General features: G+C 55.6%; 23 protein-coding genes and 1 pseudogene. 23 read left to right on the top strand and 1 reads right to left on the bottom strand.

The features are described 5' to 3' along the window. The first annotated feature begins 16 nt into the window (after nucleotides 1-16). From LRS56_05930 to LRS56_05870, 13 genes are all read left to right on the top strand, one after another. The gene (locus LRS56_05930; protein WDU64049.1) at nucleotides 17-1,000 is read left to right on the top strand and encodes an amidohydrolase family protein; all 984 of its coding nucleotides are present in this window, start codon (nucleotides 17-19) and stop codon (nucleotides 998-1,000) included. Nucleotides 1,001-1,126: 126 nt separating this feature from the next. After that, entirely contained in the window at nucleotides 1,127-2,101 is a 975-nt protein-coding gene (locus LRS56_05925) for a transporter (protein ID WDU64048.1), read from the top strand. A gap of 763 nt (nucleotides 2,102-2,864) precedes the next feature. Then, nucleotides 2,865-3,476: an AraC family transcriptional regulator gene (locus LRS56_05920; GenBank protein WDU64047.1), complete on the top strand. Its 612-nt coding sequence runs from the start codon at nucleotides 2,865-2,867 to the stop codon at nucleotides 3,474-3,476. Between the two features lie 336 nt (nucleotides 3,477-3,812). Then, nucleotides 3,813-4,562 (top strand): hypothetical protein, encoded by a 750-nt coding sequence (locus LRS56_05915; GenBank protein ID WDU64046.1) that lies wholly within the window; start codon nucleotides 3,813-3,815, stop codon nucleotides 4,560-4,562. Nucleotides 4,563-4,677: 115 nt separating this feature from the next. After that, a complete protein-coding gene (locus LRS56_05910) occupies nucleotides 4,678-4,902 on the top strand; it encodes an AlpA family transcriptional regulator (protein ID WDU64045.1) in 225 nt (74 codons plus the stop codon). A gap of 5 nt (nucleotides 4,903-4,907) precedes the next feature. Then, a complete protein-coding gene (locus LRS56_05905; GenBank protein WDU64044.1) occupies nucleotides 4,908-5,753 on the top strand; it encodes a ParA family protein in 846 nt (281 codons plus the stop codon). 305 nt (nucleotides 5,754-6,058) lie between these two features. Next, nucleotides 6,059-7,648: a ParB family protein gene (locus tag LRS56_05900; protein WDU64043.1), complete on the top strand. Its 1,590-nt coding sequence runs from the start codon at nucleotides 6,059-6,061 to the stop codon at nucleotides 7,646-7,648. After that, nucleotides 7,645-8,193, top strand: coding sequence for a DUF2857 domain-containing protein (locus tag LRS56_05895; GenBank protein ID WDU64042.1), 549 nt, complete (start codon nucleotides 7,645-7,647; stop codon nucleotides 8,191-8,193). The genes LRS56_05900 and LRS56_05895 overlap by 4 nt, the downstream gene beginning before the upstream one ends. Continuing rightward, nucleotides 8,190-9,377, top strand: a complete 1,188-nt coding sequence (locus LRS56_05890; GenBank protein ID WDU64041.1) for an STY4528 family pathogenicity island replication protein — start codon at nucleotides 8,190-8,192, stop codon at nucleotides 9,375-9,377. The genes LRS56_05895 and LRS56_05890 overlap by 4 nt, the downstream gene beginning before the upstream one ends. Nucleotides 9,378-9,598: 221 nt before the next feature. Then, a complete protein-coding gene (locus LRS56_05885) occupies nucleotides 9,599-10,354 on the top strand; it encodes a TIGR03761 family integrating conjugative element protein (protein ID WDU64040.1) in 756 nt (251 codons plus the stop codon). Further along, nucleotides 10,351-10,869: a DUF3158 family protein gene (locus tag LRS56_05880; protein ID WDU64039.1), complete on the top strand. Its 519-nt coding sequence runs from the start codon at nucleotides 10,351-10,353 to the stop codon at nucleotides 10,867-10,869. Before LRS56_05885 ends, LRS56_05880 begins: the two co-directional genes overlap by 4 nt. Then, entirely contained in the window at nucleotides 10,866-11,321 is a 456-nt protein-coding gene (locus LRS56_05875; GenBank protein WDU64038.1) for a single-stranded DNA-binding protein, read from the top strand. Before LRS56_05880 ends, LRS56_05875 begins: the two co-directional genes overlap by 4 nt. Nucleotides 11,322-11,535: 214 nt before the next feature. Then, nucleotides 11,536-13,503 (top strand): DNA topoisomerase III, encoded by a 1,968-nt coding sequence (locus LRS56_05870; GenBank protein ID WDU64037.1) that lies wholly within the window; start codon nucleotides 11,536-11,538, stop codon nucleotides 13,501-13,503. Between the two features lie 39 nt (nucleotides 13,504-13,542). Here the strand turns inward: LRS56_05870 and LRS56_05865 are convergent, their stop codons facing one another. Further along, entirely contained in the window at nucleotides 13,543-13,800 is a 258-nt protein-coding gene (locus LRS56_05865) for a hypothetical protein (protein ID WDU64036.1), read from the bottom strand. 209 nt (nucleotides 13,801-14,009) lie between these two features. Between LRS56_05865 and LRS56_05860 the strand changes: the two genes are divergently transcribed. The 10 genes and pseudogenes from LRS56_05860 (at nucleotide 14,010) to LRS56_05815 (ending at nucleotide 20,640) form a co-directional block, all read left to right on the top strand. Continuing rightward, on the top strand, nucleotides 14,010-14,351 hold the full coding sequence (locus LRS56_05860; GenBank protein ID WDU64035.1) for a helix-turn-helix transcriptional regulator: 342 nt from the start codon (nucleotides 14,010-14,012) through the stop codon (nucleotides 14,349-14,351). A 902-nt stretch (nucleotides 14,352-15,253) separates the two neighbouring features. Then, nucleotides 15,254-15,835 carry an STY4534 family ICE replication protein gene (locus tag LRS56_05855; GenBank protein ID WDU64034.1) on the top strand — a complete coding sequence of 194 codons (582 nt, stop codon included), beginning with the start codon at nucleotides 15,254-15,256 and terminating at the stop codon, nucleotides 15,833-15,835. A 71-nt stretch (nucleotides 15,836-15,906) separates the two neighbouring features. Next, the gene (locus LRS56_05850; protein WDU64033.1) at nucleotides 15,907-16,164 is read left to right on the top strand and encodes a hypothetical protein; all 258 of its coding nucleotides are present in this window, start codon (nucleotides 15,907-15,909) and stop codon (nucleotides 16,162-16,164) included. Nucleotides 16,165-16,365: 201 nt separating this feature from the next. After that, nucleotides 16,366-16,757, top strand: a pseudogene (locus tag LRS56_05845) (DNA repair protein RadC). Between the two features lie 53 nt (nucleotides 16,758-16,810). After that, the gene (locus LRS56_05840; protein ID WDU64032.1) at nucleotides 16,811-17,551 is read left to right on the top strand and encodes an ABC transporter substrate-binding protein; all 741 of its coding nucleotides are present in this window, start codon (nucleotides 16,811-16,813) and stop codon (nucleotides 17,549-17,551) included. 107 nt (nucleotides 17,552-17,658) lie between these two features. Beyond that, complete coding sequence (locus tag LRS56_05835) at nucleotides 17,659-18,201, top strand: PilL N-terminal domain-containing protein (protein ID WDU64031.1); 543 nt, start codon at nucleotides 17,659-17,661, stop codon at nucleotides 18,199-18,201. After that, a complete protein-coding gene (locus tag LRS56_05830) occupies nucleotides 18,198-18,869 on the top strand; it encodes a chemotaxis protein (GenBank protein ID WDU64030.1) in 672 nt (223 codons plus the stop codon). The genes LRS56_05835 and LRS56_05830 overlap by 4 nt, the downstream gene beginning before the upstream one ends. Nucleotides 18,870-18,878: 9 nt before the next feature. Continuing rightward, nucleotides 18,879-19,598 (top strand): TIGR03759 family integrating conjugative element protein, encoded by a 720-nt coding sequence (locus LRS56_05825; protein ID WDU64029.1) that lies wholly within the window; start codon nucleotides 18,879-18,881, stop codon nucleotides 19,596-19,598. Next, complete coding sequence (locus LRS56_05820; protein WDU64028.1) at nucleotides 19,580-20,128, top strand: lytic transglycosylase; 549 nt, start codon at nucleotides 19,580-19,582, stop codon at nucleotides 20,126-20,128. The genes LRS56_05825 and LRS56_05820 overlap by 19 nt, the downstream gene beginning before the upstream one ends. Continuing rightward, entirely contained in the window at nucleotides 20,125-20,640 is a 516-nt protein-coding gene (locus LRS56_05815; GenBank protein ID WDU64027.1) for an integrating conjugative element protein, read from the top strand. Before LRS56_05820 ends, LRS56_05815 begins: the two co-directional genes overlap by 4 nt. Nucleotides 20,641-20,644: the final 4 nt, after the last annotated feature.

The raw sequence follows: 20,644 nt of genomic DNA, 5'->3' as shown, positions 1-20,644 counted from the left end.
TACAGGAGCGCTAGCCATGAAAGCAGATACCCAACTTCTGGACGCATGGATCGACATCCACGCTCATTTCAGTCCACCGCGCACAGATGCGCAGCGCGCGGCCATGTGGCACGCGTTACAGCAGGATCACTGGATCGGTGAACAACCCGCTGAATGGAACCTGGATGAACGACTGGCTTATATGGATCGAGTCGGAATCAGCATGCAAATGCTAAGTTTTGTAGCACCGACTCATTCAGCGATTGAGGCCTGCAACCGATACGGTGCGGAACTCGTGGAGGCTTATCCGTCACGATTTGGTCTATTGGCCGGCCTGCCGACGGATGAAGCGGAAGCTGCCTTACTCGAGGTGGTGCGTGCCGAAGCGCTAGAGGCTGACGGGTTCGCCGTGTACTGCCAGTACAACGGCGTCTTTCTCTCCGATGAGCGGCTGGAGCCTCTCTGGGCCATGCTTAACGAGCGCCAGGCAGTCGTGTTCGTCCACCCCAACCATGCCGTACCCGGCCAGTTCTCACGGCCTGGTGTGCTCTTGGAAGTCGCCTATCAGACTGCGAGTGTCATCACAGATATGCTCTATGCCGGCGTGTTCAGGCGTTATCCCTCTATACGCTTCATTCTGGCCCATTGTGGCGGGGCACTACCGGCCATCTCTGGCCGGCTGATGCTCCTCGGAACCGAATCGTGGGTGCCTAATCCACAGCGCCTCAGTCAAGCGGAGATGCGAGCCCAATTGGCAGCACTGTATTTGGATACGGCCATGACGGGTTCACCTCAAAGCCTGTTGGCCGGCATTGCGATGACTTGTCCTGAACATCTGGTTTATGGCTCGGATTGCGGCGCACCGTGCACCACGGAACACACGGCGATCGCCAACATCAAGGCCCTTTTGGCTGTTACCGGGCTACGCCCCGAGCAGATCGAGCAAATTGGTCGAAATGCCCTGACACTTTTCCCCAAGGCAGCGCAAAGGATCTGGCGCGTACAGGGGGCTGCCTCGTAAAACCAGACCCAACCCACCAGACGTATCCATACTACTTTGCGCGCCGAACATAGTTGCCGCTTTGCATCCTTTGTCAGGATAAAAAGCGGCAACAGATAAACAAAACAACAACAAAAAGAGAATAATATGCGTGTACAACACTCGCTTCGGTTTTCATCCGTCTGCTGTATGGGGTTCATGGCAATTGCCATCGCAATCAACGCAAATGCCGGCGAGACGGCCATCTATGGCGGCCCCATCGGCGGCACCGATATAGGCGGAGCCTACTTGCCTCCGCAGCCAGGTCTCTACATGGGGGCAGGCTATATCGGCGTCACCTCGGATCGTTATCAGGACGTCAATGGTCATAAAGTTGCCTACGATACCGGTTTTGACGCGTCAGCCGGCGTGGTGGGGTTGAATTACGTCTACCCATTCAAAGTACTCGGAGGAAGCCTCGCGTCATCGGCGCAATTCGGTTATGGCCGTCGATGTGTTCGGTTTGGAAAACGAAACTGCGATATAGGCACCGCCGATATCTACAGTGACCTGTTCTTCTGGAGCAAATATCTGGGAGGGGGTGAGTCGACCACCTCAGGTCTTGCCCCGCTGCCCTACGGTCTGACAGTTGCTGGAGGCCTGGGGGTGACGATCCCAACCGGTCGATACGACAAAGACAAACCTGTCAATACCGGTGGAAATACGTGGATCATCTCGCCGAATATTGCAGCCACCTACCTGACTGATCCGAAATATTCACTCGGTGGCGACGGAACAGAGTTGAGTGCACGACTGTTCTACTCCATGCCACAGGAAAACACCGCCACCCACTTCGATGCAGGAACGGTCATCAATGTCGACTGGGCCATTACTGAACGCTATGGCAAATGGCAGGTTGGCATTGCCGGCCAGCAAGCAAAGCAGATTGAGAGCGATAAGCGGCCTGACGGTACCCGAACCAACGCCTCGAAATTTTCGGCTGGCTCCATCGGACCGGTGGTCAGCCTGTTCGTGCCTAGCATCGGCAGTCAAATTAAGATCAAGGCTGGCGCGAATTATGATGCGAAGAACACATTTTCCGGCTACAGCCTAGTCATGGTGATGGGATGGAAAGTGTTCTGATAGCCTCGTATTAATGCCGAGCGAACCATAAGTCAGCAACGAGGGCTGGCGCAGATATCGATGCGCCAGCAGTTGCAATGCATCCAGGCCTCACACTCTATCGACCACAGGCGTTGCTTAAAGATATTGGCCGGCTAAATGATCAATTCGGCTGAACAAACAATCAATGACGCGTCGCTGGAACTGAGTTAGCGTGATCGAACAACGACAATAACCACGGGACGCTCGCATCCAGCAAGACGTATCCGAGATCGGAGAAGGCGCATGGCTCAATCGACACCAGCGTTTCACAACGATGGAAGCGGCTCGGACAAGGGGCTCTTTAAATATGACGACGGCGTGATGTGGTCACTTTCCAACCCAGCCCACTACCGACCAACCGAGGCCATGGATCATCTTCTGCGCTCGATACGCCTTTCAGGGGCAGTACCAGGTAGTGCGAACCTGTCGGCTCCGTTCGGCGTAGATGTCGCCTACGGCCCTGACACGTTCGTCATTTATGAAGCTCACCATGGCAGCTGCGAGGTGTCCTTCGGTTTGTACAGTGATCCAGTAACTTTCACACAGGGAGACATTCTCGTTGTCCCCTGTCATATCCGGCACCAGATATCCAATCCACCGAAGTCACCCTGTATCGATATCCGCGAATTGCTCAGAATTCAGGTCGAGCCTCACGTAATCGACGCTGAAGGACGGCCGTCTCTGACGCGCCTTTTGAGCCAACGGGTTTCCTACGGGGGGAGGCGAATTGTTCGAGCTGCGAATGATCGTCATGTTTGTGGACAAGCAAACATCCGGTGCACTCATCAGCGGCCTACCCGGTCCGGTGTTGTTGAAAAGGTTCGCTGACCAGCATAACTCGCTCCTGAACGCCGTTTTCGATGAGTTCGATGTGCAGCGAGACAGTGATTTCATGACGCAGTCCGTTGTTATCCGGCTCGCGGAGACAATATTGACGATCACTTTAAAAGAGGCCGCCTCGCAAAGTAGCAGCGATGCTATCTATAAAGGTTTGGGCGACCCCGCTATTGCACGGGTGATTTCGGCAATCTTGCAGGAGCCCCAACGAGATTGGGAACTGCACGACCTCACAGAAATTGCCCATCTTTGTCGATCAGCTTTGACCACCCGTTTTTCAGCATCCGTCGGCATGACGCCTAGGCAATTCGTGACCCATATTCGTCTTGCGAGGGCTGGAGAGCTGCTGGCCGACAGCTCGCTCAGCATTGCGAAGATTGCGGAACAATCGAGTTATGGGTCCGAAGCCGCGTTCAATAGAGCGTTTCGCAGGTGGTGCGGAATAACCCCGGGGGCTACTAGGCTCCGTGCGAAATCCTCCGAAACCCATTCAAACCTAAGGAGTGCAAAGATCTAGTAGTAGTTTAGCCTTCTATTAGAAATCCGAAATGCTGATATTGAACTTCGACAAGCGACTTACTACTTGAACCAGCGTGAAATTTTTTATCACAAAGCGAACTGCACCACTATATGTCAGTACAATCAGTCATTGGTATCTGGCTGGAAAATCAAAAACAAGGGGTTAGAGCAGGACGTTGAAAAAATACTGACGAATACCATATTGAACAATAGGTAAATGGAATGACCTCACCGAGTGAAAAATCCAAGTAAAATAGCCGGTACCATCAGCTGGCTTGATACACAGATGCTCCGCGAGAGGCCTATCCATTAGGATATGGATGGTCCGCTGCATATGAGCGTTCATGTTTTCAATCCGAATACGAAAATCTTCTATCGCCCTGTAGATGCAGCGTTGCGTTGGTGCAATCTCACTCGCTACGAAGCTCAAATTGTCCAGGCGGATTGGTCTCGCCCCGAGAACCTTGCAATCCTATTTCCCCAATGGCCCAATCTTCACATCGCTTTCGAAAGGATTTTAGACGCTATACGCAATGGTGAACTGCCGTATGGCTGCCTCGGCATTTCTGTTCCTTTGGGAAGCTATGTAGAGTCCTATCAGTTGACCATCCGCCATTCAGACTTACGTCGCTGGATGGAGATTCATTACCCCGACCATAAGCCCAGCTTTTTATTCGAGTCCGGTGAGGATGCACCTGCAAAGGTCAGCCTCGGAACTTTTCTCTCATTGAAAGCAGATCGAGACGAGTTATCGAGGGCGTTGAAAGCGCAACAGCAGCACCTTCAAGAAATCTTGGGAGAACTCCAGTCGATTGGACTTGAAAGAGATGATCTCAAAGCCTTGGCCAAAACGAATGGTCAACTCAGCGAGCGTAGTGAACTGACCTATCACAATATCATTGGGGCATTGGTCAGCCTTCTTTTGGACCATTCGCCCGCCGGAAAACCTCTTTCGGTATTTACGAATCAAGCAGCCATCGTTGACGCCATTGTCGCCCGTCACAAAGATGTGCCCGGCCTCAGCAAGCGCACACTTGATGAAAAGTTTGCCGTGGCCAATCGTAGCCTCAAAAAAAATACCTAATCGAGCCAATTGCGTTGCAATAGGCTTGATTGCAATGCAATGACTCATCCGCCGTGGTGCGATTCAATCCATGTCACTTCCCAACACGCGCCAATTGGCGCCAGGAGTGACTAGCATGTCCAGCCAATCTGTCCCCTCAGTTGAAGCGCCTCAACCCCAACGCCACATCATGCGGCGTGAGGAGGTCGAACAAAAAACCGGCTTCAAACGTGCGCACATTTACAACCTGATGAAGGAAGGAAAGTTTCCGCGGGCAAAGCGTATCGGGCTGCGCGCAGTCGGCTGGGACTCTCTGGAAATCGAACACTGGATTGCAGAACGCCTTTCGCGACAGGAGTGAGGGTGATGCACGTGGTCTCGGTGGTTTCCACCAAGGGTGGGGTAGGCAAAACTACAGTAGCGGCGAACCTAGGCGGCCTGCTGGCAGATGCTGGCCTGCGTGTTCTGCTCTTGGATCTGGATAGCCAACCCACCCTCTCCAGTTATTATTCATTGAGCCAGAAAGCGCAGGCAGGTGCGTACGAGCTGATTGCACTCAATCTCACAATACCTGAACTAATAATTTCTAGGACTGCAGTCGTCGGTCTCGACCTGATTTTCTCTAATGACGATCAAGGTCGACTGAGCACCTTGTTGCTGCATGCCCCTGACGGACGACTACGCCTGCACAATTTGCTCAACGAGTTGTGTCTCAATTATGACCTGCTTTTGATCGATACTCAGGGAGCACGCAGTGTACTGCTGGAAATGGCCATCCTGGCCTCCGATCTCGCCCTCTCTCCCATCACGCCAGAAATGCTCGCTGCCCGCGAAATGCGCCGTGGCACCTTGAAGCTACTGAGTGAGCTCGAACCATTTCGCCACCTAGGCATCGACCCGCCGCCCTTACGGCTCTTACTGAACCAGGTGAACATCAATCGAGTGGACACCCGGATGATCATCCGAAGCCTGCGCGAGACTTTTGCAGAGGCTACCAATATCTCGGTGCTAGACACCGTGATCCCGGACCGGGTGGCATATATCAATGCCGCATCCCTCGGCTTACCGGTTCACCGAATAGATACACGCCCGTCGAGTAAACGCCGACGCTCGCAGTCTGCGCTAGAAATCATGCAGGCGCTGGCCATCGAGTTATTCCCTGAATGGCGTGAAGCGATCTCTTCGGTAATGAGGTGTGCGGAGCCTCGATAAAACAAATCGCCTAATCAGCATTTCACGGATTTTTTTGTTTGATCGACCTTGAAGCCAACAGGGCTTGGTAAGGAGTTTTCTAATGTTGGATCAGTTTCCTATCGTTGTTCAGCCTTCCATTCGACCACGCGACGCGGCTTGCGAGGAGTACTGCACCGTGGTTTTTCGTTTGCAAGGGGGCGCTCGGCCATGGTGTGGTTCCTCGCAGAACTCTCCCAACATTTCGAAGGTTCAGGGACTGCCGAAATCGTGAAATTCGAGGTCGGTGACCATTTACGTAGCCGACGTTAACCGAGGCGGTTGCGATGAAGAAGCTCATTCAGGAGGAAATCACCGACAAGCTGCACCAGGACCACTTCACTCAAGGTCCTGGACTGGAGCGACTGTCCGATCCAGTCATCGACACTCCCATGCTGGTCACTCTGGAACAGTTACGTCCCTACGAACACAACCCACGCTTCATCCGTAATCCGCTTTATGACGATATCAAGGCATCGATCCGTGAACGCGGGCTGGATCAACCGCCACCGATTACCCGCCGTCCGGGTGAAACCTCTTTCATCATCCGCAACGGCGGTAATACGCGCTTAGCAATTCTCGGCGAGCTGTGGCAGGAAACGCGCGATGAGCGTTTCTTTCGGATTCACTGCCTGTTCCGACCTTGGAGCAATGAAACCAACGCCCTACTCGGCCATCTGGCGGAAAGCGACCTGCACGGCCAACTCACGTTCATCGAAAGGGCATTGGCAGTAGCCAAACTCAAAACCATGCTTGAGTCGGATGGCCCAGAGCTCTCACAACGGGAGCTGGCTCGACGTCTTGCCGCTGGAGGCTATCCGGTTTCGCAGTCGCATATCAGCCGGATGCTGGACACCCTTGAACACTTATTACCCGCCATTCCACAAACTCTGTATGCCGGCTTGGGTAAGCCTCAGATAGAGCGCCTGATCGGTCTACGTAGTCAGGCTGAGCGAACCTGGAACCGTTATCCAACCGCCACAGTCGCGTTTGCAGAGTTCTGGCTGGAGACCATGGGCTACTTCGATGGCGATCCTGAATCCTTTGATCTTGAGCAGATCCAGGACGAATTGCTCGAACGCATGAGCCACTTGCTCGGACAGTCCTACCGTATGCTGGCCCTGGAGCTGAGCGATACCCAACGGGTCGTCTCCACACCTGGGGCTGTAACGACCACGCCCTCCGAGAGGATCTATCCGCAAAGCGTACATCAAGCCACGGCAGCCCGCCCCTCCTCCGACACCAATCCCGAATCAACTGATGCCAAGAGCAAGGTAGAGCCAATTTCAGAAGAACTGCTCAGAGCACCCGAAACAAATGCTTCACCTGCGGTCAGCCCTCTATCACGCGTTCAACAGATTCGTGAGCAAATCGATCGCGAGATATCCGACGAGGCGACGTCGCTAGTCGAAACCTGCCCAATCGACGACCTCTGGATCATCAAACCACCGCCGGATACACCTGAACAACTTCGTTTAGCCATTGCCGGACTGGCTCGTGAAATGGCGGCCTATGCCGGAGATACCGAGAGCATCATTGATCAAAAGCTTGGCTTGGGCTTCATCCTGGATATTGAGCGACTTGATCTTTCAGCGCCTCGCTCGACCGGCGTTCACCTAATGCTCCTGGCCCTGTTACGCGCTCAAGACGAGGTGAACTGGGAGGATCGCAAGCAAATACCCTCAGCACTGTTCGGGCAATTGTTGTTGGGGGTCTATCAACTCCCTCTACCAGATCGACCGGTCACGGACGTGGGGCTGGAGCGACTGCCTGACTATCTGCTAATCAAACTGTTTCGCCTGATACGCCTGGCCCGGCGTCTAATCGACTTAACACTCATCTCTGAAGACAAAAACTCACCGGAGGAGCTGAGATGAACTTGTCCTTCAATATGCTCAATCAAGCCATGCTAACCCAGGTACTGCACGAACTGCGCCTGGGCAACCTGCAACGCTGCAAGGCACTTGGACTGAGTGAGGATGACATCTTCGTGCTGCAATCCTTACCACCGACCACGCTATCGCGCCTGGCCCACGCCACTGTCCCTTGGCTTGAAGTCAAGATTGACTCGCCGGTGCTGCATCGTTTGATAGAACAAGCTGAACGTGATGAACAGAACGAACGGTTGATCAACCGAGCACTCAAGCTCGGCGCCAGCAGCACCATCATGTACCAGTGTTTTGGCTTGGCGCATTCGGAAACAGCCATGCGCCGGCGTCTACTCAAGATAGAAACCCGTAAAGGCCGCCCACAACATTTGAGCGAAGCGCAGGAGCATGCGTTGTGGCAACGTTGGTGCCAAGTACGAACAGAGGACGGCACCGAGGATAAACTCGACGCCATGATGATGCTTGCCGAAGAACAGAAGATCAGCTTGACCATCGTTTGGCAGCAAATCGACCAGTACAGCAACAAAATATGAATGCTGTTCCTGCCAGTCGCTGGCAACGTGTCCTGCAGCAATGCACACAGCAGCTGCATGAGCGCTGGCCAGCACACCCTACCACTGAACAGCCCTCCAACCAGGCTCTACAGGCTGGCTTTCTGTATAGTGGCCAATCACACGAAGTCGTGCCACGTCGGCTGCTGTTGGATAATCGGCTGACGCCATTGGAGCGAAATGCCTGGCAGGTATTTCGGCTCATGCTGCAAGGCCAGGGCGTGGTCACGCCGCGCTATGAGGATTTGCAGCCTTACCTCTCGAGCGTACCTTACGGTGCGTCAGCCTCGCGTGAAACCATTGCACGCGTATTGACTATGCTTAGGCTCACTCGCTGGCTCAGTTTGGTGAGCCGCGGTCGCGATCAAATCAGCGGGCAGCTACAAGGTTCTTTGTACGTTCTGCACGATGAGCCGTTAACCCCCGCCGAAGCCATGGAGCTCGATCAGGATTACCTAGAACTGGTCGGACATGCCCTCGGTCATGCGACGAAGGCCGTGCGGATTGTCGCTCAACACATTGTGGAGGAGGTCCGACAGGACACGAATCTCGATCAGGGTCGGTTACCGACGCGGCTGGACTGTTGGGGCGAACAGTGGGCGCAGCAAGGCTTGGATCAGCCACCCGGTGATGCATTCCACGATTCCGAACATGGGGAAGATCACCGCGTTCGGAATCGTGCAGGCCCTCGTTCGGATTCCGAATCAGGCTCGAATCCTAACGTTTCCAGCACCGTTCGGAATCCGAACGCTGCTTGTACTGTATTAAAAGAAAGTAAATGTACAGTACCGCGCGCGACCTCTACTGTGGATAACCTGCACTGGCCCACTTCGCTGCGCCTGAACCCAAGCGAACGTCAGGCCATCGGCGTGGCGCTGAACAAGCTCAACCCAGCGGATCAGCAGGCGGTGCTTAACGAAGCGGGGGCACGCTGTGCGGCCGGTGGTATACGCAAGCCAGCGGCCTATCTAATGGGCCTGATCCAGCGTGCGCTGAAAGGCGACTTTCGTCCTTGGGCAAGTCAGGCCGAACCGTCACCCGTCGCAGAGCCCCCCCCACCCGCTCCCTCGCGGCCGACTCGGAAAAAGGGCGACCCCGCATCAGCCCTCGCCCAAGCGTGTCTGAATGAGCTGCGCCAACTGCGTGGACGCGGTGGAACTCAATAGAGTTGATGCCAGTGGCATCAAATCCATAGAGCTCCAGTCTACGGAAATGTCGGACCTTGCCATGGAGCTTTTAGAGGAACAAAGGTACGTCCTCAACTAAACGTAGACGTTATGTATTTTCTCTTTTTTCATCAAACCGAACAGACCGCGTTCAGCTTTTTGGCTGCCCTTGACCCTCATCTGTCGCAACGTCCCGTCCAAGCAAATGCGAGGACAACACCATGGCCGATCACTATCAACTCAATCTGGGTTCATTGCGCAGCAGCATCACCCTGACCCTGCATACCCACCATGCAGCCCGTATCTGGCAAGGTCGAGCCGCACGCGAAGGCGTCCACTCGATCATGGGTATGGCCGGTTACATCAGTGTCACCAACCTGATCAAGCAAACCGCGGCCCAGGACGATCCCTATGCTGACTGGGCCATCGTGCAACTCGAAGAAAAACTGATGCAGGCCAAGGCTGGGATGATGGAACTGACCCAACAATTGGATCGGATCAGACAGGATCTGCCGACACAAATCGACATGGGCGATAACCTCAACATCCACCCGGTCACCTTGCCGTTGTACATCGGCAGCCAGCTGGGTTTTCTGGCGGTCTACCTGCTGACCGACTACGACACTCTAGTGCGTCGGACCCTATTGGCCCATCACACCGCCTTGATCGGCCGCACCGACATGGAAGCCTGGATCGACGACGGCGCCCATTTGCTGCGCAGTCTGTTTGGTCAGGCACAGCGCTACCGACATGCCGGCGTCACGCGTGATGACATGGCGGCGAACAACGCCCGTGCCATTGCGGCTATCGAGAAAATGGGCTTGCCTCCGATGGACATCCTTGAGGGACATCGCCGCTCCCAGTTCGCGCCGCCAATCATTCGCCGTGGTGTTGTGCCAGTGGACGACGCAGACGCATTGGCAGAGGAAGCGGGAGAGCCATCTGCAATTGCGAATGAGCCGGAGGACGAAGCATGAATCCGATAATCCCCGCCCAAGCACCCCACTTCGAAACGTTGACGCCGGATGCCTATCGACAACTCGAACACGCAGCCTCCCTAAAAGGCCTTTTAAAACCTTTTAAGGGTAAGGGGGAGTTGGAGTACCTGGCGCAGGTGGCGAGGGAAATCGAGGCGCAGTTATGTCACCTGATGGAGGCTGTGGTACAGCAGGCCGGACAGCCCCCTTACTCACTGCTGGATATTCGATTGGTGCTGCAGAACACCAACGCTGGCAGCACCTTTTTGCGTTGGCGCACCCGTGACTTCGCCCGCATGGGGGTTGCAGTCTGGGAACGCCAGGTGGGCAACAAAGTCCTGCCGCTGACCGTACACGAGGGATTGCACCGTTTCGAATGCAACCGCATTGCACTGAACCTGCAGATGAGCGTGGTGCATTCGCTTTACCGCCAGGCCTCCACCTGCGCGATCAAAATGGCCAGCGCAGAACAGCTGCTGCGCCCGTTCACACCAGCAGCGGAGATATCACAATGAGCACTTTTTTTGTCGGCGAAGGCAATATCGGCAGTGCGCCAGAGTTTCAGGAGTTCCCGTCAGGCAATGACGAGCCGCGGCGTTTGCTGCGGCTGAATGTGTACTTTGACAACCCCGTGCCACGCGAGGGCAGCTATGAAGATCGAGGCGGCTATTGGGCACCGGTTGAGCTTTGGCACCGCGAGGCCGAACACTGGAGCACGCTATATCAGAAAGGTATGCGTGTCTTGGTCGAAGGCCGCACCGTGCGCGATGAGTGGGAGGACAGCGAAGACAATGCTCGAGTGACCTTCAAGATCGAGGCCCGTCGCGTGGGCATCCTGCCCCACCGGGTGAACATCGTGGCCATGCGGGAACGCACCAGTGAACCGGCGGCCTCTCAAAATACAGAGCCGTCCGGTTCACCTGCGTCGAAACCTAAGAAGCGCAGAGGGCAACCACCTACGGACTGACAAACTTCAGGCATAAAAATTGCGTCTTCGCGCGAAGTTATTGGCCTGTCATTACTCGCCGCTCGTGAAGTACCACACTGCTACGAGGTTGCAGCCTTGGCCCATTCACGGCTGCTCTCACCGGCTAATATGAGGAACCTGCCATTCAGGTTTCTCATATCTCGCAAAGGCCGTTTCCTACAACGCTGCTCCGACCTCAATCCGGAGCAGTTCTATGCGTCTCTTCCTCTGCGAAAAACCTTCCCAAGGTCGTGACATCGCCAAGGTTCTTGGAGCCACCCGACGCGATGAGGGTTGCCTGATCGGCATCGACTCAACCGTCACCTGGTGTATCGGCCATCTGCTGGAGACAGCTCCACCTGAGGCTTATGGTGCCCAGTACAAGTCCTGGTCGTTGGATCAATTACCGATCATTCCCGAGCAGTGGAAGGCCGAGGTCAAACCCAAAACTGCCGCACAATTCAAAGTCATCAAACGTCTGCTCAGTAAAGCATCCGCCGTCGTAATCGCGACCGACGCCGACCGCGAGGGTGAAATGATTGCCCGCGAGTTACTGGAGCTTTGCAAGTATCGGGGCCCCGTCCAGCGCCTCTGGCTATCTGCACTCAACGAGGCCTCGATTCGCAAAGCATTGTCCTCACTGAAGTCCGGCCAGGAGACGTATCTGCTCTATCATTCAGCCCTCGCTCGCAGCCGGGCGGACTGGCTGATCGGCATGAACCTGAGTCGCTTGTTTACTCTCCTTGGGCGACGGGCGGGCTACGACGGCGTATTGTCGGTGGGACGTGTCCAAACACCCACTTTACGTTTAGTGGTCGATCGGGATCGAGCGATTGCCAGCTTCGTCTCGGAGCCCTACTGGGACGTGGATGTGCAATTGTCCGCAATGGGTCAACCATTCATCGCCTCGTGGCAACCACCCAGCTCAAGTCGAGATGAGGCAGGTCGTTGCCTGCAACATGCGGTTGCCCGTCAAGCAGCCCAAGCAATTTCTCACGGTAAGACCGCCACAGTATTCTCGCTGCAGACTGAGCATTTCCGCGAAGCGCCGCCTCTGCCCTTTGACCTGAGCACATTGCAAGAAGTCTGCTCGCGCAAGCTAGGACTCGGCGTTCAGGAAACTCTGAACGTCGCGCAAGCCCTTTATGAAACCCACAAAGCCACCACCTACCCGCGCAGCGATTGCCGCTATTTGCCTGAGAGTATGTTCAACGAGGTACCCGCGGTATTGGATGCCCTGCTCAAAACAGATCCCGCGCTGCAAACCGCACTCGGGAGACTCGACCAATCACAGCACTCCCGCGTATGGAGCGATACCAAGGTCTCCGCGCACCACGGCATCATCCCCACCACCGAGCCGGCGAATCTTGCGCGGATGTCCGAACAAGAACGCCAAGTCTACGAACTGATTCGTAGCCACTACCTAGCGCAATTTCTTCCGCACCATGAGTTTGATCGAACCGAGGTCGAGCTGGAGTGCGGCGAAGAACGTTTGACTGCTGTCGGCAAGCAGATCCTGGTACAGGGCTGGAAAGACTTGCTCTCCGACAACACCGAGGTCGATGAGCCTAGACAAAAATCCCAAGTATTGCCCGTCCTACAACAGGGTACGCAGTGCACAGTGGACGATGTTGAACTCAAGTCACTGCGCACCGCCGCTCCTAAACCGCTCACCGAGGGCGATCTAATCAAGGCGATGAAGAATGTGGCCAAGCTGATCAACGACCCACGCCTGAAGCAGAAACTTCGGGACACCACCGGGATCGGTACCGAAGCCACGCGAGCCGGCATCATTAAGGGGTTGATTGATCGCGGTTATTTACTTAAGAAAAAACGCACCTTAATGGCCTCCGCTGCGGCCCATACGCTGATTGAAGCGGTTCCCGCTGCAATCGCAGATCCGGGTATGACCGCGATCTGGGAACAGGCCCTGGACGAAATTGAAGCGGGACGCCTGTCTCTGGATGCGTTCGTCGCCAAGCAAGCGAGTTGGATTACGCAATTGGTCGAACACTGCGCAGCGCTCACGTTGGCGGTACCTGTCGAAGCCGGTCCAGCCTGCCCCATATGCAATGCCTCAACACTCAGACGAAAGGGGAAATCAGGGCCATTTTGGTCGTGCTCCCAATACCCAGCCTGCAAAGGTACTGTGCCTATCAGAAAAAATTCGCGTCCTCACTGACATGCGTTGGCGATCAACAGAAGCGTTGGAATGTACTGCTCAGTGCACCATCAATGGCATCTGATCCTTCTCCAGGTCGACCAGGGGCTGCCCGATCTCGCGCGCCAAGACGATGCCCGTCGTAATCCATATCTGCCCCAGTTCATTGAACGCTTTAAGGTGAGCAGGATTTTCGTTGAGCCAATGAACAAGGCTGTCGAAGTGTTCGGGGTTATCCGGACAATCATGGATCTTGATGAATAGCTCCAATGTTCGATCCCAGATCAGATCCATGACGTTCTCGCTCTGCTCTTCCATGCTCAACCTTTCCTCCGTCTGGCCCTATCAGACCGCTCATTATCACAGGTCACTTCGGGCTCCGATTCCTGGAGGAATAGAAGCTACGTCGCGACACACAGCTATTTAAGTCAATATAGCAACCTATTGAGTCGATACTCAACCTTTAAGGATGTTCATGTCAACGGGTCTTTGCTCAACCATTCGGGTTGAACTGGAGAACTCATCACTTGGCACATAAACATCCAACCCAAGCCCAAATCGGACGCATGATCGCGAAGCACCGCACTCAGCGAAATCTGACCCAGGAAGAGGTGGCTGAACGCATGGGGATTGGCAGCGAAGCCATTTCGCGCCTTGAGCGGGGAGTGGTGGAGCTTTCCGTGGTCAAGCTGATGCAGTTAGCGGATATTTTCGACTGCAGGATGGATGAACTGCTGACGGAGTCGAGCAATCGTCCCAATGACCAGAGCCAGATGATCGCGGTTCTGCTGAGTGGTCTGAAGGAAAGTGACCGCGCCTTTATTTTGGCAACCGTCGAACAATTAGCTGCCCATCTTGGCAGTAAGTAATCTCTTTCATCGCGCTCAACGCAGCGTCTTATGAAGGAGCGCTCACTGGCTTGACGCCGTATTGCCCTCTCTGCTGTAGTAGCTTCGGACCACCGCCAACGGCGACCCAAGACCGATTCGCTCCGGGCAGCTCGGTCGAACTCTAAGAGTTCGGAGCCTTCTCTTCTGCGGAATTTCATTCCTGATTTGTGCTCGACCTGATCACGGTGGCGGATGACCACTGTTGCCTCTGCCCGGCAATAGCGGTCATCCGCTTCGGTGATCGTATTCAGTCCCGGAGCCCACCGGGGAAACACTGGGCACCCTTTGTGCGCGGATGCGTGCCAGCAGCTTCCGATCCAGGCCACGACAAGGGTCGGTTGGCGAATCATGGCGCAGTTAAACCTAGTTTTGCGAGGAGCTTGTCGACTGCGTAAGACCGTCAAAGGTGGCTTTTCTCTTCCTCGCCTGGCACCCCGCCAGGCCCACTCTTCACTTTCTTCAGTCCAGTGACCACCACCGTATTCCGGCCGTAAAAAATCAGGTTGCAGCGTCTTGACGCTCCCCTTTGACAGGCTTATACAAAGGGCGTGGTTCGCTGTCGTTGGCAGCCCAGCCCAGGTAGCCAGAACCTTCAAGGCTACGCCACGTTCGTGGTGGTTTACCCAAGTGCAATCAGCGTTCGGAAGCTTGCACGGTTACCGCTTCAGCGGTGATGAATGCCCACTACCCCCTGCGCGCGGATGACCACCGCAGATATTCTTTGCTGCTCCCCTATTCCCCTAACGCATTGTTCTGATCGTCATCGGCTTGCCGGTAGCGAGTCGTTCATTGCTCGCCTTCACCTTACCCACCCTGACGGGGACTCACTTCCCCGTTAGGGATTGTGCGTCACCGTTTTCCCTTGAAACAGGAGAACCACCATGGCCAACGCCAATCAATCCCATGAAGCAACCACCTACTTCAACCTGCACACCGTCGGTATCGGCTACCTCAACCGTGTGCGTGAAGTGCAAGTGCGCCGTGGTCAACCGTTTATGGCTTGCGATATCGCAGCCCTGCACGGAGCCAACGACGCGGTTGAGTACACCCGCTTCGACTGCAAAGTCGCTGGGGGTGAAGCTGAACGCTTGATTCGTCTGTATATGGACGCCGTCAACACCGAGAAAAAGGTCTTGCTGTCGTTCCGTATTGGCGATCTCTGGATCGATCCATTTCTCTACGAGAAAGGCGCTAAACAAGGCCAACCAGGCGCCAGTCTGAAAGGTCGTCTTCTGTTCATTGAATGGATCAAGGTCAATGGCGTATTCGAATACAAAGCGCCCGCCAGGCAGGAAGCAACAGCACCTGCTGAGCAAGCGCCTAATAGTGAACCATCCCAAACGTCGGTTGATGCCGATGCTGCGGAGTTCGAAAACCCAACAGAGGCTCGGGTAGAACCTGAATCTCCACCAGCTCCCCGCACGGCCCGCCGTGATGCCACCCGTAACCTTCAGTCCGCCTGAACCGTCCACGTTGCTCCACATCAAGGCGCTCTCTTGAGCGCCTTTTCTTCAATCAGCACAGGGGAACCAATATGGAATCCTTCTGGCTTTGCGATGACTGCCTGTTCGCGACGGCTTACGAGGACTGCAGCACGTTATCGCTTTACTACACGACGGATGAAACCGTGAAGCGCTTCGCCAGTATTGATCATGGTCTGATGCGGTTGATGCCCATCAGTGCCGACTTCGATCCTGAAGCCGGCTGGGGGATAGAAGCCTTTTCTCTATTGCCTTGCGAAGGCTGTGATTCACAGCTCCACGGTCAACGCCACCGGTTTACTCGGTTGTAAACGGCACGCCATTTAACGCACACGACTCTATACCCACCTCGGGGGACGCCACTCCCCCAAGGGTGTGTACCCCTGATTATTCCCTTCGGAGGTACCACCATGAGCACTCAACTCACACTGATTGAAACTTCGAGCGTCGAGGCTGATCGTATCGTTCACGAAAACCAGCTGATCGAGGAAGTGCAACTTATTCTGGATCGTCGGTTGTTCACCCGCGGTCCTGCCCTGACATCCCCTGACACCGTGGCGGCTTACCTAAAGCTGCAGCTTGCACAACAAGAGCATGAAGTCTTCGGTGTGATTTTTCTAGATGCCCAGCACCGGGTACTGGCGTTCGAAGTCCTCTTTCACGGCAGCATTGACGGGGCCAGCGTTTACCCCCGCCAAGTCGTTAAACGCTCCCTCGCGCACAACGCCGCTGCTGCCATTTTTGCTCACAACCACCCTCAGGTTGCTCGGCGCCCAGTCAGGCGGATCGCGTCTTGACCGCACGATTGAAAGAAGCCTTGGCCTTGATCGAGGTGTGCGTACTAGATCACTTCATCGTGGGTGAAGGTTGCCCTCTCTCCCTTGCCAATCATGGCTGGCTTTAACCCTTTCAGGCGCCTGCGGGCGCCCTTTTCCATTCTCATTCTGGAGAATCCTCATGAATCCAATACGCCAAGCAACAGCCCTGCCACTGGTTTCAAACCCCTTTACTCGCGGTTACGACCACCTGGACATCGAACGGCTGCTAATGATCACCTACGAAGACGATTACCCTCCCTGTTTTCGACCCGTCCACGCCTCTCAGGCGCATCTGCCCGACCATGAACTGCAACTGTTCCCCTGTCAGTTCAATGACGATTTCGCCTTGATCAGCGGAGGTCAATCCATTCCGGATGAGTTGGATGAACGCTGCCAGTCCACCGGGCTGGTGCGCCAAGTGATCTACGCCGTGATGGGTGAAATGCTCAACGAGCGGTATCACGTCGGCGACCTGTACTCCCTAGAACAGGCACAAGCCATGGTCCATCGCCTGAGCTTCGAAACGGGACACTACAGTCGAGCCTGGGAGATCAGTACGGCACACCTCACTGAAGAAGCATTGCGCTACTTGGTGGCTGGCAATCATGAATCCAGACCAACCGGTCTGCTGTTCGAACCCTTTGCGCTGAACGACTGCAATGGCGTTGGATGCAAGCTGATTGGTACACCTTGGACCGACGATAACCTGGTGAACATCGAGGACCGTCCTTACTCATCGCTGAGGCAAGAGCAACTCGATGCTGGTACGCCGACAGCCTTGGTCGACGTGCTGTATTTGGCGGCATTGGCGGATGTGCGATTGTTGATCTTCGATCCCGACGCTGCTGTCTTGGATGGACTCGCTATTTATGATGCATAGCAAAGTATTTAGCGTTAACACGACATGCCATAGATCGGATTTCTCACTGAATCGCTCCTTCACCTCATGTCAGGTTCTGCACTGAATCTGACATGAGGTTTTTTTTCATGGAGCGTTTTTTCACGCCTGTCTGCCTGCTGGGTTTGCTCAGCGCCTGCACCGCGCAAATACCTAACACATTGCCGACACCTTCAGAGGTAGACGGCGGATCTGATCGGGCTCAGTTATCGAGAAGTTCAGCCGAAGAGGGTCATACGCCAGAACTTCGCTATGGCCGCTATACGCTGGTCAGCACCGAGCCCACTACGGAACAACGCGACCTTCTCGCTCAAATCATTGATGTGAGCATCCCGTCTAACCTGAACCCTTCAGTGCAGGACGCGTTGCAGTATTTATTGCAGCGCTCGGGCTATTCGCTCTGTCCCGATACCGCAGCGTTGAAGGTGCTTTTTTCTCTGCCCCTGCCTGCGGCACATCACCGGCTTGGCCCAATCCCTTTGCGCAGCGCGCTACAAGTGCTGGCTGGCCCCGCCTGGCAACTCACGACCGATGAAGTTAGCCGTTCGGTCTGCTTCGAGCAGCATAAAACAGGCGTCGGCGCTGCGCTGGTTACACCCGTCTCGCCCCATCAACCGGAGGCGCGGCCATGAAGGCCTCGACGCTTCAAACCCTCATCGTCGGCTTACTTTGCCTGGCAGTCTCCGGGCTGAGCGGTAGTTTGTATAACCAGTATCAGCGCCTTGCAGAACTGCAGAGCACGGACACGCAATACCGACAAACCCTGGACACCCTGCAACAGGATTCAAGTGCCCTCAAGGACGCACAGGAAAAACTGCAGTTCACGCTGAAAGACCTGAAGCAGTTGGTCGATGCCGGCGAGCAACAGGCCAATACCCTCGATCCGATGTTGGATCAGTGGGCGCAAGAGATACAAAACCTGCGCGACGGTCTGGCAACCCGTGCCACCGAGGCGGACATGACAGCACTGCGAGCACGCCTTGAGCACGCCGAGCAGCAGCTCTTGGACCTCAAGATCCAGCCATCACCCTCACCGCCGACACCTTCCGCATCCAGGCCGAAACCGACTGTTCGTTCCAAACCCGCCCCGCTCTCGCCACCGTTCTCCGTGTTGGGATTCGAGTCCCGTGGTGGTGAGCACTTTCTGGCGGTCGCACCTCATGACAGTCACGCGCTTGTGAATGTTCGACTGCTGCATAGCGGCGAGGAGTTCGGTGCCTGGCGTCTAAAAGTGCTGGAACCAAACTCGGCCATCTTCGCGGTGGCCCGTGAGCTAGACCAGATCGTGCACCTCCCTTGAGAAGCGACCATGAAAAGAGCGCCACTCCTCCCCTTCGCATGTCTGGTTTCACTACTGACCATAGATGTTGCGATGGGTAACCCCATCACAACAGAGTCACAGATCCAGGACACGCAGTCCGCTCCGCTGGGCCGCTCGCACTCTGAACAGGCCACAAGCTGGGGGCTGACAGAGCAGGAGTGGACGCGTTTTGAACAGATCCAAGCCGGCCCGCGCGGTTTCTGGAGCCCAAACCTCGATCCGTTGACCGCACTCGGAGTCGAGGCCCAGACCGAGCAAGAGCGCCAGCGCTATGCCGAATTACAAGTAGCGCTGGAAGCCAAACGCGCCGAGCGCGAGTTGGCCTACCAAAACGCTTACACCGCAGCCTGGGTCAAGCTGTTTCCTGGGCTACTACCGATCCAAGGGATGGGCTCCCCATCTGCCTCCAGCTCACCGGTCGCGCCGCGTCAGGCCCTGTTTGTAGAGGAACACTGCCCAGCGTGCACTGCCGAAGCGCAGCGTCTGCAAAGCAGTGATACGGCGTTCGATATCTACCTGGTGGGCAGCCAAGGTGAGGATGAGCGCGTCCGGAGTTGGGCACGGCAAGCAGGCATCGATCCGGCCAAAGTCCAACGCCAGAAGATCACCCTGAACCATGACCGTGGTCGCTGGTTCAGCCTGGGTGCTCCAAGACCATTACCTAACACATTTCAACAGGTGAACGGACAATGGCAACGTCTCGACTGAGTGGCATTGCGTTCCTGCTGACGATGTTCGCCGCCCAGGCCGACGAACTTCCGCCTCCTGCTTACCAACTGGCGGCGCATGACGCTGACATCCCCTCTACGGTGCTGTTCGCGATTGCCCTGCAGGAGAGCGGTACCCGCGTCCGTGGTCGACTGCTGCCCTGGCCTTGGACGCTGAATATTGCCGGTAACCCTTACCGCTTCGCCACTCGCCAGGACGCCTGTCATGCCTTGCTTCAGGCTCTTGCCCAGCATGACGCTAAGCGGGTAGATGCCGGACTTGGGCAGACCAATCTGGGTTATCACGGGCAACGTTTTTCCAATCCCTGCGAAGCCCTTGACCCCTACCGAAATCTCGCTGTAACCGCCGAACTGCTGCAGGCGCATCACGCCGCCACCGGTAATTGGGTGTCCGCTGCTGGACGTTATCACCGCCAGGCAGGAGGAACGCCGGCCGCGCGTTACCGCGCAGGATTTTCCCGGCAACTCGAACGGCTGCTGACTTCCTTCGAACAAGGCACACCACCATGAAGCGGAGATCCCTTACCTGCTATCTCATCCTGCTCTTGGCACCTTTCGCCCAGCCGGAGCTGACTGTAGCCAGGGATCAGCCTAGCGACTTCACCCGCCCCCATTTTCAAGTTGCCAGGCAGCCCATAAACAACAATATCCAGCATGATCGGGCCATGCATGCGGACTTGTCCACGGTTCCCGATGAAAACTGGATATTACCCGTTCGCAGCTCTCACTTGAGCCCCGGCCAAATCACGTCTCGCGCATTGAACATGCCGGGCTTACAACCATTTTTCCTGGTGGGTGAGGATACCCAATCACTGGCTTGGCTGAATCAACGCGCAGTTGAACTGCTGGAAATGGGCGCGGCAGGTCTGGCCGTTGAAGTGACCGATATTGAAGCCTTGGCCCGGATTCGAGCAGCAGCTCCGGGCATCACCATCCTACCGGTGAACGGCAACGACATCGCCGCCCGTCTGCAGATTGAGCATTACCCCGTCTTAATCACCGCCATATCGCTGGAACAGTGAGCCC

Origin of the sequence: Pseudomonas poae (genome assembly GCA_028869255.1) — a bacterium.
Lineage (GTDB): Bacteria > Pseudomonadota > Gammaproteobacteria > Pseudomonadales > Pseudomonadaceae > Aquipseudomonas > Aquipseudomonas poae_C.
This window is presented reverse-complemented; position numbering and strand designations above follow the sequence as displayed.

Excerpts from the sequence above, each read along its gene's own strand:
- LRS56_05930 (WDU64049.1), top strand. The coding sequence starts at position 17 with ATGAAAGCAGATACCCAACTTCTGGACGCATGGATCGACATCCACGCT.
- LRS56_05925 (WDU64048.1), top strand. The coding sequence starts at position 1,127 with ATGCGTGTACAACACTCGCTTCGGTTTTCATCCGTCTGCTGTATGGGG.
- LRS56_05920 (WDU64047.1), top strand. The coding sequence starts at position 2,865 with ATGATCGTCATGTTTGTGGACAAGCAAACATCCGGTGCACTCATCAGC.
- LRS56_05915 (WDU64046.1), top strand. The coding sequence starts at position 3,813 with ATGAGCGTTCATGTTTTCAATCCGAATACGAAAATCTTCTATCGCCCT.
- LRS56_05910 (WDU64045.1), top strand. The coding sequence starts at position 4,678 with ATGTCCAGCCAATCTGTCCCCTCAGTTGAAGCGCCTCAACCCCAACGC.
- LRS56_05905 (WDU64044.1), top strand. The coding sequence starts at position 4,908 with ATGCACGTGGTCTCGGTGGTTTCCACCAAGGGTGGGGTAGGCAAAACT.
- LRS56_05900 (WDU64043.1), top strand. The coding sequence starts at position 6,059 with ATGAAGAAGCTCATTCAGGAGGAAATCACCGACAAGCTGCACCAGGAC.
- LRS56_05895 (WDU64042.1), top strand. The coding sequence starts at position 7,645 with ATGAACTTGTCCTTCAATATGCTCAATCAAGCCATGCTAACCCAGGTA.
- LRS56_05890 (WDU64041.1), top strand. The coding sequence starts at position 8,190 with ATGAATGCTGTTCCTGCCAGTCGCTGGCAACGTGTCCTGCAGCAATGC.
- LRS56_05885 (WDU64040.1), top strand. The coding sequence starts at position 9,599 with ATGGCCGATCACTATCAACTCAATCTGGGTTCATTGCGCAGCAGCATC.
- LRS56_05880 (WDU64039.1), top strand. The coding sequence starts at position 10,351 with ATGAATCCGATAATCCCCGCCCAAGCACCCCACTTCGAAACGTTGACG.
- LRS56_05875 (WDU64038.1), top strand. The coding sequence starts at position 10,866 with ATGAGCACTTTTTTTGTCGGCGAAGGCAATATCGGCAGTGCGCCAGAG.
- LRS56_05870 (WDU64037.1), top strand. The coding sequence starts at position 11,536 with ATGCGTCTCTTCCTCTGCGAAAAACCTTCCCAAGGTCGTGACATCGCC.
- LRS56_05865 (WDU64036.1), bottom strand. The coding sequence starts at position 13,800 with ATGGAAGAGCAGAGCGAGAACGTCATGGATCTGATCTGGGATCGAACA.
- LRS56_05855 (WDU64034.1), top strand. The coding sequence starts at position 15,254 with ATGGCCAACGCCAATCAATCCCATGAAGCAACCACCTACTTCAACCTG.
- LRS56_05850 (WDU64033.1), top strand. The coding sequence starts at position 15,907 with ATGGAATCCTTCTGGCTTTGCGATGACTGCCTGTTCGCGACGGCTTAC.
- LRS56_05840 (WDU64032.1), top strand. The coding sequence starts at position 16,811 with ATGAATCCAATACGCCAAGCAACAGCCCTGCCACTGGTTTCAAACCCC.
- LRS56_05835 (WDU64031.1), top strand. The coding sequence starts at position 17,659 with ATGGAGCGTTTTTTCACGCCTGTCTGCCTGCTGGGTTTGCTCAGCGCC.
- LRS56_05830 (WDU64030.1), top strand. The coding sequence starts at position 18,198 with ATGAAGGCCTCGACGCTTCAAACCCTCATCGTCGGCTTACTTTGCCTG.
- LRS56_05825 (WDU64029.1), top strand. The coding sequence starts at position 18,879 with ATGAAAAGAGCGCCACTCCTCCCCTTCGCATGTCTGGTTTCACTACTG.
- LRS56_05820 (WDU64028.1), top strand. The coding sequence starts at position 19,580 with ATGGCAACGTCTCGACTGAGTGGCATTGCGTTCCTGCTGACGATGTTC.
- LRS56_05815 (WDU64027.1), top strand. The coding sequence starts at position 20,125 with ATGAAGCGGAGATCCCTTACCTGCTATCTCATCCTGCTCTTGGCACCT.